A 13,961-nucleotide genomic window follows, 5' to 3' on the forward strand; every position below is an offset into this window, starting at 1 on the left:
GCGAAATCACTCCGCGCCGAGCAGGCTCGGGAACAGGCCGGTCACGAGGATGATCGTCACCGCGATCGGGCACAGCCAGGCGAGCAGGAAGCGCCACAGGGTGAACATCCCGCGCGAAAGGCCGGTCGTCGTCTCCAGAAGGCGCCGATCGGCCCGCCATCCGATGAACAGCGAGGTGAACAACGCGCCCAGCGGCAACATGATCTTGCCCGTGAAACCGTCCACCGTGTCGAGAATGTCGGTTTCCGCGAAGATCGACCAGAAACCGAGCGGGCGAACATCGGAAAGGACGTTGTAACCGAGCAGGCAGAGCACGCCGATGGCAAAGGCGCCCGCGCCGAACACCAGGGCCGATGTCGTACGCGACCAGCCAAGTTCGCCCACGCCCCACGCCGTCGGCACTTCCAGCAGCGAGATCGAGCTGGTTACGGCAGCCACTAGGATCAGCACGAAGAAGAGCAACCCGATGAGCGAGCCCGCCGGCATGGATTCAAACGCGAACGGCAGGGTCTGGAACACCAGCGTCGGCCCGGCAGCCGGGTCGAGGCCCACAGCGAACACGATCGGGAAGATCATCAGGCCCGCGATCAGCGCGACGCCGGTATCTGCAAAGGCAATCGCTGCGGCGGTCGAGCCTAGCTTGGTGCCCTCACGAATGTAGGAGCCGTAGGTGATGATCCCGGCCACGCCGAGGGAAAGCGAGAACAAGGCCTGTCCGAGTGCGGAGTTCATCACTTCCGGCGTCAGCTTGCTCCAGTCCGGCGTGAAGAGGAAAGCGGCCGCCTCGCCCACGTCGCCGACGATGGCGCCGTAAATCGTGATGCCGATCAGCAGGACGAAGAAGCCCGGCATCAGCCAGGTCGCCGCTTTCTCGATGCCGCCCGATACGCCGCGCGCGACGATGAACAGGGTCGCGCCCATGAACAGGAAGTGCATCGATAGCAGCAGCATGGGATCGGCGAAGAGATTGCCCATGCGGCCGGCAATCTGTTCCTGCGATTCGCCCGCCAGCGCACCGCGGAACGGATCGCCCGCAAGGACGGCGCTACCGAAGTCGGCGGCGAACACGCCGGCGTAATAGAGCACCCAGCCCGCCACGACCGAATAGAACGAGACGATCAGGAAAGCGGCCAGCGCGCCCAGCCCGCCGAACAGCGACCAGCGCTTCGAGACGCGCGACTGTTCAGCGACGCGGCGGATCGAGCCGACCGCATCGGTCTGGCCCGCGCGCCCGATGAAAATCTCAGCCAGCAGCAGCGGCAGGCCAAGCAGGAAGACGCAGCCGATGTAGAAGATGACAAAGGCACCGCCCCCGCTCTCCCCCGCCAGCGTCGGGAAGCGCCACAGGTTGCCAAGGCCCACCGCGGCGCCGATTGCCGCGAGGATGAAGGCGGAGCGCGAGGACCAGCCCTGTTCGCCGCCCTGCCCGTTTGAAATCGCAACCATTGAAAATCCCTCGTCCCGAAAATTTGTTGCGCGCCTCTTTGCAATTTTTCCGCCGCATTGGAAGGGCGCGGTTTGCGCTATCCCGCCACCTCGCTAGAAGACGGCCATGTCCACGACCTTCCAGATCGATACTTCGACATCGCGCGCCAACCCTACTCCGGCGCCGATGAAGCGCCTGACCGTGCCGCGCATCCGGCAGCGCAAGGTGGGCGGGACGACCGAAGAACCGATCGTGATGCTGACCGCCTATACCGCGCGGCAGGCGCAGTTGCTGGACGCGCATTGCGACCTGTTGCTGGTGGGCGATAGCCTGGGGCAGGTCATCTACGGCCTGCCCTCCACTGTGCCGGTCACGCTCGAGATGATGGCCAACCATGCGGCGGCCGTGGTGCGCGGGTCGTATCATTCCGTCGTGGTGGTCGACATGCCGTTCGGCGCTTACGAGGCAAGCCCGCAGCAGGCCTTCGAAAGCGCCGCCCGTCTGCTGAAGGAGAGCGGCGCGGCCGCGGTGAAGCTGGAAGGCGGCGAGGCGATGGCGGAAACGGTCGCCTTCCTCACCCGGCGCGGCATCCCGGTAATGGGCCACGTCGGCCTGACCCCGCAGGCGGTCAACATGCTCGGCGGCTACATGGCGCGCGGGCGCAGCGACGCGGAAGCCGAAAAGATCGTCACCGACGCCAAGGCGCTCGACGAAGCGGGTGCATTCGCCATCGTGGTCGAAGGCGTGGTTGAGCCGATCGCGATCGAGGTCACGCAATCCGTCGCCTGCCCCACCATCGGCATCGGCGCGAGCGCGCAGTGCGACGGGCAGGTGCTGGTCACCGAAGACATGCTCGGCATGTTCGAACGCGTGCCGCGGTTCGTGAAGAAATACGGCAATATCGCGGAAACCATCGAGCAGACCGCCGCCAAATATGCCGAGGAAGTCCGCGCCCGCAGCTTCCCCGGCGAAGAGCAGACCTACCAGCCCAAGGCCTGAGCGACATCCATGAAGACGCTTCTGAAGTTCTACACCTTCTCGCTCGCCTTCACGGCGATCTGTTTCGTGCTGGCCGCGTGGTATGGCTGGTCGAGCACCGGCACGCTGGGCGGCATGTTGTCGATCCTGTGGATCGTCATCGTCCTGTCGATCCTGGAGGTCTCGCTCAGCTTCGACAACGCCGTGGTCAACGCCACCGTGCTGCGCGACATGGATCCGGTCTGGCAGCGCCGCTTCCTGACGTGGGGCATCCTGATCGCCGTGTTCGGCATGCGGATCGTTTTTCCCATCGCCATCGTCGCGATTGCCGCAAATCTGGGCCCGCTGGAGGCAGTGCAGCTGTCGCTGAACGATCCTGTGGAATACGAGCGGATCGTCCAGGGCGCGCACATCGGCATCGCCGGATTTGGCGGTGCCTTCCTCGCCATGGTCGGCCTCACCTTCTTCTTCGATGGCGAAAAGGACGTGCACTGGATCCGGTCCATCGAGCGACGGATCGCCAAGATCTCGAGCATTCCGGCGGCCGAGATCGGCCTCGTCCTGATCCTGGTCTATGCGATTTCGACCTTCCTGCCGGATGCGGAGGCGCTCACCTTCCTCACCGCATCGATGCTGGGCCTCGCGACGTTTATCGGTGTCCATGCGCTGGGCGCGGTTATCGAACAGTCGGAAGCGCGCAAGAAAGCGGCGGGCGAAATCGTGCGCTCGGGCGCGGGCGGGTTCCTTTATCTCGAAGTGCTGGATGCAAGCTTCAGTTTCGACGGCGTGATCGGCGCGTTCGCCCTTTCGAACAACATGATCGTAATCGCGCTCGGCCTGTCGGTCGGCGCGATGTTCGTGCGCTCGATGACCATCCACCTCGTGAAGCAAGGCACGCTGGCGCAGTATCGCTTCCTAGAGCACGGCGCGTTCTGGGCGATTATCGTGCTCGGCGCGATCATGCTCGTCAGCCCGGTCATCCATATCGAGGAGACGATTACCGGCCTGATCGGGGCGGTGCTCATCGGCCTGTCGCTGTGGTGGTCGATCCGGCACAACCGCAAGGATGCGCGCGCCGCGAAGGGCACGGCAGAAGCCTAAAGCGCGAACAGCGGGCGCAGGGCCTCGTCGACCGATAGGTCGCCGGCCTTGGCGCGCAAGGCGCGGACCGTGTCGGCGCTACCCCCCGACTGCTCCAGCGCAGCCGCCAGCACCATCGCGGCAGGCAAGCTGCTGCGCTGCATCCGGTAGGCCGTTTGCGCGTTGCGCAAGGCAGCCTCCCCGTCCCCTGCGTAAAGCTGCGCCCAAGCGAGGCGGGAGAGGCCCAGCGGGTCGCGCCTCGCTTCGGGCCAAGTGGCCTTGAGCAGGGCCGCCGCGCCGCCTGCATCGCCTTCCCGCACCATAAGCGTGCCGAGAAAAGTCGGGACATCGCGATCGAGCGGGTATTCGCGGATGTAGTCGGCCAGCACCGCTTTCGCGGCCATGGCGTTACCGTTATCGAGATTCGCCAACGCAAGCTTGCGGACCAGTTGCGGCCCGCGCCGGATTGCGGCGGCAGCGGTGTAGGCCTCCACGGCCTCTGCCGCGTTTCCGCTCGCCAGGGCCGCGTCACCCAACGCAAGCCGGGCATCGAAATTGCTCGGATGGCGGCGACCGAGGTCACGTGCGACCTCCAGTGCGCGCGCAGGTTGCCTTCCCGCCACCAGCGCGCGGATGTAGCTCGCGGACGTGTCGATCTGGCCCGGGCTTGATGCACTGGCGGCGGCAAGCCTGCCGATTGCCGCGCCGCTTCCCCGCCGGACCGCCCCGCCCCAGCTCCACTGCGCCGCCGTGTCGAAAGCGGTGGCTGCGCCTGCCACGTCGCCTTGCTGTTCCGCGCTGCGCACGAGGCGCCATGCCAGGGCCGGGCTCGCCTGGCGCACCGCAACGCCGCCTTCGAAGCGCGCGGCCAGTTCCACCCCGTCGCCATCGACCAGCAGCGCATCGGCCAATTCCGCCGCGGCTACGTCGGGCGCGATTTCGAACAGGTCGAACAGGCGCTCCGTCGCAAGGCGTGACGCGCCGCCCCGGTTTTCGAGCAACCCGCCGACCAGCAAGGTCGCCGGCCGGTTCTCCAGCGCATCACCCGCACGGGACAGCAGCCGCCGGGCAAGCCCGTGCTTCTGCGCGCGCGCCGCAATCACCGCCTGGATGAAGAACGCCTGCGCATTGCGCCGGTCACGCGCGAGGATTTGCCGGGTGACCGTCACGGCATCGGTCGCGCGTCCCATGTCTGCCAGCGTCGCCGCGTATTCTCCGAGAGCGGTCGCGTCATCCGGCGCAAGCTCGACCGCGCGTTCGAACCATGGGAGGGAGGATCGCAGGCCCTGCGCATCGCGGACCAGCTGCGCCTTGTAGAGCAGCGTGCCCGCGCCAGCATCGTCCAGCCCGGCAGCATAGTCGATCGCCTCGAACGCGCCCGCATGGTTGCCCGCGGCGTAGCGCAGCCGCGCAACGTCGGTCCAGATGTCGGCCTTGTCGCCGCCCGCCTTGAGCGCCAGTTCAAGAGCGTTTGCTGCGGCAGGGATATTCCCTTCCGCCTGCTCGAGCCGGGCAAGGACACGCAGGCCCCTGACGCGGTAAGTGCCGGAAAGCCTGGCGGGCGACAGGAACTTTCGCGCCTCGTCCATGTCGCCCGTCATCAGCGCCGCCTCGCCGCGAAGGGCGGCGAGATCGGCGGCGGACGCGCCCGCCGACGCGGCTTGGTCGAGAGCGATCTTCGCCGAAACCGCATCGCCGCGCACCAGCGCAGCCTCGGCCTGCCGCAAGGCTTCGCCGCCCTGCGCGGCAAGGCCGGTAGGGGCGACGCACAGGAGTGCCGCGAAAAGGAGCGCCCGCGACCCCACCGCCTCAGCTTTGCAGGTCGTACTGCTTCAGCAGGTCGTAAAGCGTCGGGCGGCTGATGCCGAGCAGGCGCGCCGTATTCGAGATATTGCCTTCGCTGCGGGCGAGCGCATGGCGGATGACCTTCCGGTCGGCCTCCTCGCGCGCGGCCTTGATATTCAGCGGCAGCGCATCTTGCTCGTCCCCGGCCTCGAGATCGAGGTCCTCGGCATGGATGAGCTTGCCGTCCGCCATGATGACCGCGCGCTTCATGCGGTTCTCCAGCTCGCGGACATTCCCCGGCCACGGCCACGCGTCGATGGCGGCGAGCGCATCGCTGGCGAGGCCTTTCACCTGCGGGTTCATCTCGGCCGCAAAACGCTTGAGGAAAGCCTTGGCGAGCAGCGTCGCATCGCCCGGTCGCTCGGCGAGCGTCGGGATTTTCACCACGATCTCGGCAAGGCGGTAGAACAGGTCTTCGCGGAAACGCCCGTCGGCGATCATTTCCTCCAGGTTCTGGTGCGTCGCGCATACGATGCGCGTATCGACGGAGATCGACTTGCGCCCGCCGATCCGCTCGATCGTGCGTTCCTGCAGGAACCGCAATAGTTTCACCTGTAGCGGCAGCGGAATGTCGCCCACCTCGTCGAGGAACAACGTGCCACCATCGGCCAGCTCGATCTTGCCCTCGGTCGTCTTGACCGCGCCGGTGAACGCGCCCTTCTCGTGCCCGAAGAGCTCGGCCTCGAGCAGGTTTTCCGGAATAGCCGCGCAATTGATGGCGACGAATGCGCCGCCCTTGCGGTCGCTCGAATCGTGAACCCCGCGCGCCAGCAGTTCCTTGCCGGTCCCGCTCGCGCCCAGCAGCATGACCGATACCGAAGTGTTGGCCACGCGCTCGATGGTGCGGGCAACCTTCACCATTTCCGGCGCAGCGGTAATCAGCCCGCCGAGCACCGTTTCGCCCTCGTCGGACTTGCTGGCGAGACGCGCGTTTTCGCTCTCAAGCTGGTGGAGGTTGAAAGCGCGCCGCACGATGAGGCCGAGCGCTTCGATATCGACCGGCTTCTGGTAGAAGTCATACGCCCCGCGCTGGATCGCATGGAGTGCGCTTTCCCGCGCGCCGTGGCCACTGGCGACGATCACCTTCGTGTCGGGTTTGAGCGACAGGATTGCGTCGAGGATCGCGAAACCCTCCGTCGTGCCGTCGGGATCGGGCGGCAGGCCCAGGTCGAGCGTGACGACCGCAGGCTCTTCCGCCCGCAGCGCCGCAAGGGCGCTCGCCCGGTCGCCGGCGATCGTGACATCGAAATCCTCGTAAGCCCATTTCAGCTGGGCCTGCAGCCCCTCGTCATCCTCGACGATCAGCAGGCGCGGTTTGTCCTCGGCCATCAGGCCACCTCCTTCTTGGATAGCGAGCCGGTTGCGGCAAGCGGCAGGCGCACGAAGAAACGCGTGCCGAGATCGGGTTGGGATTCGACGGTCAGCTGCCCGCCCATCGCGCGGACCAGTTCGCGCGCCTCAAAGGCGCCGATGCCGAAGCCGTCGTTCTTGGACGAGCGGAAGGGTTGGAACAGATCGCGGCGGATGAAGTCCGCCGTCATCCCGCTGCCCTGGTCGACGATTTCGAGCTCGCCCTGCAAGCCCGACTGCGAAACCTTGAGATAGACCGGCGCTTCAGGTTCCGAGGCGTCGATAGCGTTCTGAACCAGGTGCGTGAGTGCCTGGTCGAGCGCTTCGGCCTGGGCCAGCACCTGAACCTCCTCGCCGGCGATGAAGGTGACCGGATGCTGCGACTGGAACCGCCGCGCGATATCGCCAGCCACCCGGCCCAGCGAAACCGGCGCGAGCGGTGCCTCGCCGCCCTGTCCGTAGCGCCCGAGCCTTGCGAGGAGGCCGTTCAGCTTGTCCGCGCTGTTCCGCAGGGTGACCAACATGTCGGCGCGGAAATCCGGGTTGTCGGCGTGCTTTTCCGCATTCCGAGCGAGCAGGCCGAGCTGGCTGGCAAGGTTCTTGATGTCGTGCATCACGAAAGCGATGCGGCGGTTGAACTCGTCGAACCGGCTCGCTTCCAGCAGCGCCTTCTGCCCGCTCTGTTCGGCGAGATAGCTGGCGGACTGCTGGCCGACCACGCGCAGCAGGTCGAGGTCTTCCCAGTCGAGATTGCGCTCCCCGTCAGGCCGCGCCAGCACGACGAGGCCGATCAGTCGGCCATAGTGGATCAAGGGCACGATTGCCCAGGCGGGGGCCAGTTCGTCGAGCCAGGCCGGGACGTGCGCGTCCTCGCCGTGGCGGCTGCGGCCTTCGCGCACTTCGTCGAGCTCGACGATGAATCCGCTGTCTTCGTAAAAGCGCGCGGCGGCGGTGCCGAACGCCTCGGCCGGCACGGCCACGCCCGGCCAGCGCCAGCTCGCCGCCAGCGACAGCGCCGCGTCCTCGCCCGGCATGACCAGCAGGCCGCGCGGGCTGTCGGTGATGTCGGCGATGGCCTGCACGACGCGCTCCTCCAGGCTTGCCATCTCGTCGTCGCGGCCGATGGTGCGGGTGAAGCGCAGCCATTCCTCGCGGTAATCGTAGCGATGCTGGAACAGGTGCTTGGTCGCCGTGACCTTGAGCCACTTGCGCATCCGTGAGGACGGCAGCCAGAGCAGTGCGACAAGTGCAGCGATGACCGTGAAGCCGACCTGTGTCAGCCGCGCGAGATCGCCGTCGAAAGTGGCGATGCCGCGCGCGATCACGACCATCGAGACGAGATAGGCCCCGATCACCATCAGCGACAGCGTCTGGAAGGCGACCTTGCGCGAGGGCTTGAAGGGCCGGTCGCTGCCCGCCTTGGTCGCGCCGATCGCGAGCGGGATGACCACGATCGACACGAACAGGCCGCGTAGCGCCGCCAGCTCAACCGGCGGCTCCGCCACGAGGTGGACGATGGTGTAGAAATTGAGGTCGTATGCCCAAAGCGCGGCAAGCGACACGGCCGGCCAGCGCAGGGCGCTTCGCGTGCTCGGCGCGGCACCGGCATAGAGGTTGTGCAACAGGACCAGTCCGCCCACCGCCACCAGCAGGCGGAACAGCGAAGAGACCTGCTGCGTCAGCGCCAGCACCTCAGGGTATGCGCTCCAGTTGCTGGCGACGATCAGCAGGACCGGCTGGAGGGTTTCGACCACGCACAGCACCACCAGAACCGGACGAACCAATTGGGCGGTCTCGTCCCGCCCGTCGCTCGCGAAAAGGGCTTGTATCACCCACAGCCATGCAAGGTTGCGTGCCGTCTCGCTCAATGCGGCGATGGCCGAGAACGGCCCGGTCGCCGCCACGAGGACACACCAGAAGGCGGTGATGCCAAGGGCGAAGGACACTGCCTTGCGCGCCTTGCCCGGTGCCGCCGTCCCGCGTCCGTACCAGAATGCGACCAGCGCGCAGGCAAGCGCCGCCACGAGGTGCCCATAGAAGCCCACGATAGGCCAGAAGAGCGCGGAAAGGCTCATCGCGCGCCCTCGCTCCACAGGACGACACGCAGGGTCTGCAACAGGATCAACAGGTCTAGGAAAGGGGTGTAATTCTTGGCGTAATAGAGGTCGTATTCCAGCTTGTGCCGGCTGTCCTCCAGGTTGGCGCCATAGGGATAGTTGATCTGCGCCCACCCGGTGATCCCGGGTTTCACCATGTGCCGCTCCGCATAATAGGGCAGCTGCTCTTCCAGCTCGGCAACGAAGTTCGGGCGTTCCGGTCGCGGTCCGACGAAGCTCATCTCGCCCTTGAGCACGCTCCACGTCTGCGGCAGTTCGTCGATCCGGACCTTGCGGATGAACTTGCCGATCCGGGTCACACGCGGGTCGGCGGCCTGCGCGAATTGCGCGCCGTCCTTTTCCGCATCGGTGCGCATGGAGCGTAGCTTGATGACATCAAAATGCTGCCCGAACAGGCCGACGCGCGACTGGCGGTAGAAGGCGGGGCCCCTGCTGTCGATTTTGACGAGCAAGGCGAACAGGCCGATCAGCGGGAATGTGAGGAGGAGCAGCAGGCTGGACGCGGCGATGTCGAACACGCGTTTGGCGGCGCTCGACAGGGCGCGGCCCGAACTGAAGCCGTCGGAGAAGATCAGCCAGCTCGGGTTGACCGTGTCGAGATCGACGCGGCCGGTCTCCCGCTCCACGAAGGTCGAGAAGTCGTTCACATGAACGCCGGCGGTCTTGATCCGCAGCAGGTCCTTCAGCGGCAAGGCATTGCGGCGCTCTTCCAGTGCGAGCACCACCTCGCTGACGCCCAGGTTCTGGACGAACTGGATCAGGTCATGGATCGCTTCGCGCGGGATCGCCTCGTCGACGATCTTTTCGCCGTCAGTCATCTTGAGGAAGCCCACGATGGCGAAGCCCGATTCCGGTTTGCGGCCAAGCTCGCGCAGACGTTCCGCCCGCTTTCCCGCACCGAGCACCAGGACCCTCCGCCGGAACGCATGATTGCCGAGCAATGCGCCCATGACGAGCCGGTTGATGACGAGCGCCACGATTGCGAGGAACATGGCGTACAGCAGCACGCTGCGCCACGGCGCGGTGCCGGGCATCACGAAATCGAGGAACGATAGCGCGAGGACGCCGAGGCTCACGGCAACAAGCAGGCGCGCGCCGGCATAGCGCATCGACCGCAGCGCGTCGGCGCCGTAGACGCCCACCGCGATCATCGCGAGGTTCACACATCCGACGAAGAGCGCCATCACACCGAAGCGCGATCCGATGGGCCCGCTATCGACGTCGATCTGTATGGTGCGCAGCCGCCATGCGGCCTCTCCCGCCGCGAGCAGCAGCGCAAGGTCGAGCAGCCACAGCAGCAGCACCGCATGCGGAATGTAGTGCTTGAATAGTCGGATCATCGCTCCGGCCGGCCCCACGCCGCGGGATTGCGGCAGGGCCCGGCTTAGGGCGAAGGCGTTTAATGTCGGTAAATTTTACACGCCCTTGCCGGACGCGCGCAAATCACCGGATGCGGAGGTAAATGCCGCGTTTACTCGCCGTCCATCTGGTCGGCAGCATTGTCGATGGCTTCGCCTGCGGAATTGGCGGCATCGCCAACACTGTTGGCCGCATCCGTTACGGCCTCGTTGGCGGCCATTTCCGAATTGCTGGTCTGGTTGAAGATGAGGAAGGCGCCCACTGCGAGTATGGCGATGAGGATGATGAGGAAAATCATCCCGCCGCCCGAACGGCGCTGCGCATCGTCATGGACGACCGTGTGTGTGGTGTGGGTGTTGCCCGCATCGTCGCGGGTCTCGGTGATACGTTCTTCAGTCATTGTGTAACTCCCTGATGAGGGCGAAAACTCCCATCGGGATAATGCAGTTCCCGCCTAGACGCCGAAATCGAACGGCGTGAGACCGCGTTCCCGTTCCGAGAATTGCAGCGCGACGCCGCGCGGCGGCAGGGATCGCTGCCGGCAATCGGTGCGGTGGCATTGCACGCAGCCAAGGCCGATGGGTGCGGCCGCACTTTCCTCCAGCGCCAGACCGCGTGCCGCGGCGAGGTTCTTGGCGAGCGAGGCTTCCAGACCCAGGACGATCGCGAACTGCCCAGCGTCGGGCCGTGCGCCCGATACTGCGACAGTGCGCGCCATGGTGAACCAGGTGCCCTGCCCCGCGCCGCTTCCTTCCAGTGTGACGAGGCCGGTGACGAGGGCGTGGCCCTGTTCGAAAGCCCGGTGCACCGTCCATAGTGGGCAACTGGCGGGCGCATCGAGCAACAGGGTCCCGCTCGCCCCGGCATAGCGTTTGGAGAACTGGCCCGCCCGGTCGATGCGGGCCATGAAGAACGGCAGGCCGCGCCGTCCGACGCGCTGCAGCGTCGTCAAGCGGTGGGCGAGCTGTTCGAAGCCGACGTTGAAGCGGCGCTCAAGGATGGGCAGGTCGTAACCCGTCGCCTCGCACGCGCGCACGAAACGGTCATAAGGCATCAGCACCGCAGCGGCGAAGTAGGCCTGCAGGTGACGCTCGAATAGTCGGCGCGCGGCCTCGTCGGTAAAGTCGCCGCCTGCCGCGAGCGAGCGAATGGTCTCGCGCTGTTCCAGCAGGCCGATTTGCAGGGCCAGCTGGAAATTCCGGCTCGCGGGCAGCAACATTTCGGACAGTTGCAGCTGTCGGGCGTGGAGGTCGAGCCGGCGCAACCGGTCGGGCATGACGTCGCTAGGCAGGATGCGAACCGACATCTGGTGACGCTGGCGCAATCTCTCGGCAAGGCCCTGTCCCAGGTCCTGGCTCGACAGGCGGACTTCGTCGGCAAGCTCCTCTGCCGCCTGGTCGAGATCGGCGAAATGGTTGCGCCAGCGTTCGATCTCGCGCCGCGCGAGCTGTTCGCTGGTCGGCGCCCCATCGCCGGATGCCTGGCCGGCCGCGTCGAACAGCCGAGCGAATGCCACTGCCGATTGCGGCGCGGCCGCGAGCCATTCGACGATGTCCTCCCGGTCGATGGCAAGATCGGCGAAACGCGCGTCGGCGAGGCGGCGGCGCATGCCGTCGATACCCCCGACCGCCTCGTCCTGCGTCAGGGTGCGGGGGTCGAAATCGAATTCGTCGACGAGGCCGAGGACCGTTCGCGCGGTCAGCGGCCGCCGGTTGCGTTCGATCAGGTTGAGGTAGCTGGCCGATATGCCGAGCCGCTCGGCCATGGCAGCCTGGGTCAGCCCTTCGCGCTTGCGCAAGCGGCGCAGGGCCGCGCCGGCAAGGATGGAGGTCTCGCTCATTGGTCTGTCAATATCCTTACACTGTTACAAGGATATTGCCACGATTAGCCCCATGGCGACAAGATAGTTTGTCACTTTCCCTGTCATTGCGGGCTCGCGGCCGCAATATTGGCTCCAACGGCAGCGGTCGCCCGCCGCCTACCCTTTGGAGAACGACTATGACGTACCAGGCGAAAATCGACGAACTCGGCAAGACCATCGGCGCGAACGGCAGTCCGTGGAACGCCATAGATGCGGAATCGGCAGCGCGGATGCGCCTGCAGAACCGCTTCGCCACCGGCCTCGACATCGCGAAATACACCGCGAAGATCATGCGCCGCGACATGGAAGCTTATGACGCCGATCCGGCGAACTATACCCAGTCGCTCGGCTGCTGGCACGGTTTCATCGGCCAGCAGAAGATGATCAGCATTAAGAAGCATTTCGGCACGACCAAGCAGCGCTACCTGTACCTGTCGGGCTGGATGGTCGCGGCCCTGCGCAGCGAATTCGGCCCCCTGCCCGACCAGTCGATGCACGAGAAGACCAGCGTTCCCGCGCTGATCGAGGAGCTCTACACCTTCCTCAAGCAGGCCGACGCCCGCGAACTGGGCGGCCTGTTCCGCGACCTCGATACGGCGCGTGAACGCGGTGACGAGATGGAAGCCAAGCGCATCGAAGCCGCTATCGAGAACCACGAAACGCACGTCGTTCCGATCATCGCCGACATCGATGCCGGCTTCGGCAATGCGGAAGCGACCTACCTGCTCGCCAAGAAGATGATCGAAGCGGGCGCCTGCGCGCTGCAGATCGAGAACCAGGTTTCGGACGAGAAGCAGTGCGGCCACCAGGACGGCAAGGTCACCGTCCCGCACGAGGACTTCCTGCAGAAGATCCGTGCCATCCGCTACGCCTTCCTGGAGCTGGGCGTCGACGACGGTATCATCGTCGCCCGGACCGACAGCCTGGGCGCCGGCCTGACCAAGCAGATCGCCTACACCAAGGAAGAAGGCGACCTCGGCGACCAGTACAACAGCTTCCTCGACTGCGAAGAGGTCGACCCTGCCGACATCCGCAATGGCGACGTCTTCCTGAGCCGCGAAGGCAAGCTGCTGCGGCCCAAGCGCCTGCCGAGCAACCTCTACCAGTTCCGCTCCGGAACGGGCGAGGACCGGTGCGTGCTCGACGGCATCACCTCGCTCCAGCATGGCGCCGACCTGCTGTGGATCGAAACCGAAAAGCCGCACATCGAACAGATTGCCGGCATGGTCGATCGCATCCGCGAGGTCGTGCCCAATGCCAAGCTGGTCTACAACAACTCGCCCAGCTTCAACTGGACGCTGAACTTCCGCCAGCAGGTCTACGATGCTTGGACGGAAGCCGGCAAGGACGTGAGCGGCTACGATCGCGACCGGCTGATGAGCGTGGATTACGACGGCACGGACCTGGCAGCCGAAGCCGACGAGAAGATCCGCACCTTCCAGCGCGACGCGGCGAAGCGGGCGGGTATTTTCCACCACCTGATTACCCTGCCGACGTACCACACGGCTGCGCTGAGCACCGACAACCTGGCCAAAGAGTACTTCGGCGACCAGGCGATGCTTGGGTACGTCAAGAACGTCCAGCGCGAGGAAATCCGCCAGGGTATCGCCTGCGTGAAGCACCAGAACATGGCCGGCTCCGACATCGGGGACGATCACAAGGAAGCCTTCGCCGGCGAAGCGGCCCTCAAGGCCGGCGGCAAGGACAACACGATGAACCAGTTCGAGGCTGCGTAAGCGCAGCCCATCGAGGAGAGACACGATGACCGACACAGAAACCAAGCCGACGAGCGAACCGGCCCGCGCACGGGCGCTGTTCTCCACCGCCGACTTCAAGCTGCTGCGCGCTGCGCTGGAAAGCCACGCCAAGGCGACCGAGGACCAGGCGACCTTGCGCAAGATTACCGACCTGCACCACCGGCTCGGCACCTACAATTAACCAACCA

At 65.8% G+C, this 13,961-nt stretch carries 11 protein-coding genes; 4 read left to right on the forward strand and 7 right to left on the reverse strand.

Translation table 11 applies throughout. The annotated features are described in order from the left end of the window. Positions 1-6 precede the first annotated feature (6 nt). On the reverse strand, positions 7-1,446 hold the full coding sequence (locus VCJ71_RS03305; protein ID WP_324639079.1) for a sodium-dependent transporter: 1,440 nt from the start codon (positions 1,444-1,446) through the stop codon (positions 7-9). Between the two features lie 106 nt (positions 1,447-1,552). Between VCJ71_RS03305 and panB the strand changes: the two genes are divergently transcribed. Next, the gene (gene panB / locus VCJ71_RS03310) at positions 1,553-2,425 is read left to right on the forward strand and encodes a 3-methyl-2-oxobutanoate hydroxymethyltransferase (RefSeq protein ID WP_324639080.1); all 873 of its coding nucleotides are present in this window, start codon (positions 1,553-1,555) and stop codon (positions 2,423-2,425) included. A 9-nt stretch (positions 2,426-2,434) separates the two neighbouring features. After that, a complete protein-coding gene (locus VCJ71_RS03315; protein WP_324639082.1) occupies positions 2,435-3,505 on the forward strand; it encodes a DUF475 domain-containing protein in 1,071 nt (356 codons plus the stop codon). Here VCJ71_RS03315 and VCJ71_RS03320 read toward each other — a convergent pair. From VCJ71_RS03320 to VCJ71_RS03345, 6 genes are all read right to left on the reverse strand, one after another. Then, positions 3,502-5,289, reverse strand: a complete 1,788-nt coding sequence (locus VCJ71_RS03320) for a tetratricopeptide repeat protein (RefSeq protein ID WP_324639083.1) — start codon at positions 5,287-5,289, stop codon at positions 3,502-3,504. The two genes, VCJ71_RS03315 and VCJ71_RS03320, sit on opposite strands and share 4 nt — an antisense overlap. A 4-nt stretch (positions 5,290-5,293) precedes the next feature. Then, positions 5,294-6,658: a PEP-CTERM-box response regulator transcription factor gene (prsR, locus tag VCJ71_RS03325; RefSeq protein ID WP_324639085.1), complete on the reverse strand. Its 1,365-nt coding sequence runs from the start codon at positions 6,656-6,658 to the stop codon at positions 5,294-5,296. Then, a complete protein-coding gene (gene prsK, locus VCJ71_RS03330) occupies positions 6,658-8,754 on the reverse strand; it encodes an XrtA/PEP-CTERM system histidine kinase PrsK (protein ID WP_324639086.1) in 2,097 nt (698 codons plus the stop codon). The genes prsR and prsK overlap by 1 nt, the downstream gene beginning before the upstream one ends. Continuing rightward, positions 8,751-10,136 (reverse strand): TIGR03013 family XrtA/PEP-CTERM system glycosyltransferase, encoded by a 1,386-nt coding sequence (locus tag VCJ71_RS03335; protein ID WP_324639087.1) that lies wholly within the window; start codon positions 10,134-10,136, stop codon positions 8,751-8,753. Before VCJ71_RS03335 ends, prsK begins: the two co-directional genes overlap by 4 nt. 131 nt (positions 10,137-10,267) lie before the next feature. Then, positions 10,268-10,555, reverse strand: a complete 288-nt coding sequence (locus VCJ71_RS03340) for a hypothetical protein (RefSeq protein ID WP_324639089.1) — start codon at positions 10,553-10,555, stop codon at positions 10,268-10,270. A gap of 54 nt (positions 10,556-10,609) precedes the next feature. Then, positions 10,610-11,995 carry a helix-turn-helix domain-containing protein gene (locus VCJ71_RS03345; protein WP_324639090.1) on the reverse strand — a complete coding sequence of 462 codons (1,386 nt, stop codon included), beginning with the start codon at positions 11,993-11,995 and terminating at the stop codon, positions 10,610-10,612. 158 nt (positions 11,996-12,153) lie between these two features. Between VCJ71_RS03345 and VCJ71_RS03350 the strand changes: the two genes are divergently transcribed. Continuing rightward, the gene (locus tag VCJ71_RS03350) at positions 12,154-13,752 is read left to right on the forward strand and encodes an isocitrate lyase (RefSeq protein ID WP_324639091.1); all 1,599 of its coding nucleotides are present in this window, start codon (positions 12,154-12,156) and stop codon (positions 13,750-13,752) included. A gap of 25 nt (positions 13,753-13,777) precedes the next feature. Beyond that, positions 13,778-13,954: a hypothetical protein gene (locus VCJ71_RS03355; RefSeq protein WP_324639093.1), complete on the forward strand. Its 177-nt coding sequence runs from the start codon at positions 13,778-13,780 to the stop codon at positions 13,952-13,954. Positions 13,955-13,961: the final 7 nt, after the last annotated feature.

It is taken from the genome of Pseudoblastomonas aquimaris (genome assembly GCF_035481675.1).
Taxonomy (GTDB): Bacteria; Pseudomonadota; Alphaproteobacteria; order Sphingomonadales; family Sphingomonadaceae; genus Alteriqipengyuania_B.

Excerpts from the sequence above, each read along its gene's own strand:
- VCJ71_RS03305 (WP_324639079.1), bottom strand. The coding sequence starts at position 1,446 with ATGGTTGCGATTTCAAACGGGCAGGGCGGCGAACAGGGCTGGTCCTCG.
- panB (WP_324639080.1), top strand. The coding sequence starts at position 1,553 with ATGTCCACGACCTTCCAGATCGATACTTCGACATCGCGCGCCAACCCT.
- VCJ71_RS03355 (WP_324639093.1), top strand. The coding sequence starts at position 13,778 with ATGACCGACACAGAAACCAAGCCGACGAGCGAACCGGCCCGCGCACGG.
- VCJ71_RS03340 (WP_324639089.1), bottom strand. The coding sequence starts at position 10,555 with ATGACTGAAGAACGTATCACCGAGACCCGCGACGATGCGGGCAACACC.
- VCJ71_RS03315 (WP_324639082.1), top strand. The coding sequence starts at position 2,435 with ATGAAGACGCTTCTGAAGTTCTACACCTTCTCGCTCGCCTTCACGGCG.
- prsR (WP_324639085.1), bottom strand. The coding sequence starts at position 6,658 with ATGGCCGAGGACAAACCGCGCCTGCTGATCGTCGAGGATGACGAGGGG.
- prsK (WP_324639086.1), bottom strand. The coding sequence starts at position 8,754 with ATGAGCCTTTCCGCGCTCTTCTGGCCTATCGTGGGCTTCTATGGGCAC.
- VCJ71_RS03335 (WP_324639087.1), bottom strand. The coding sequence starts at position 10,136 with ATGATCCGACTATTCAAGCACTACATTCCGCATGCGGTGCTGCTGCTG.
- VCJ71_RS03345 (WP_324639090.1), bottom strand. The coding sequence starts at position 11,995 with ATGAGCGAGACCTCCATCCTTGCCGGCGCGGCCCTGCGCCGCTTGCGC.
- VCJ71_RS03350 (WP_324639091.1), top strand. The coding sequence starts at position 12,154 with ATGACGTACCAGGCGAAAATCGACGAACTCGGCAAGACCATCGGCGCG.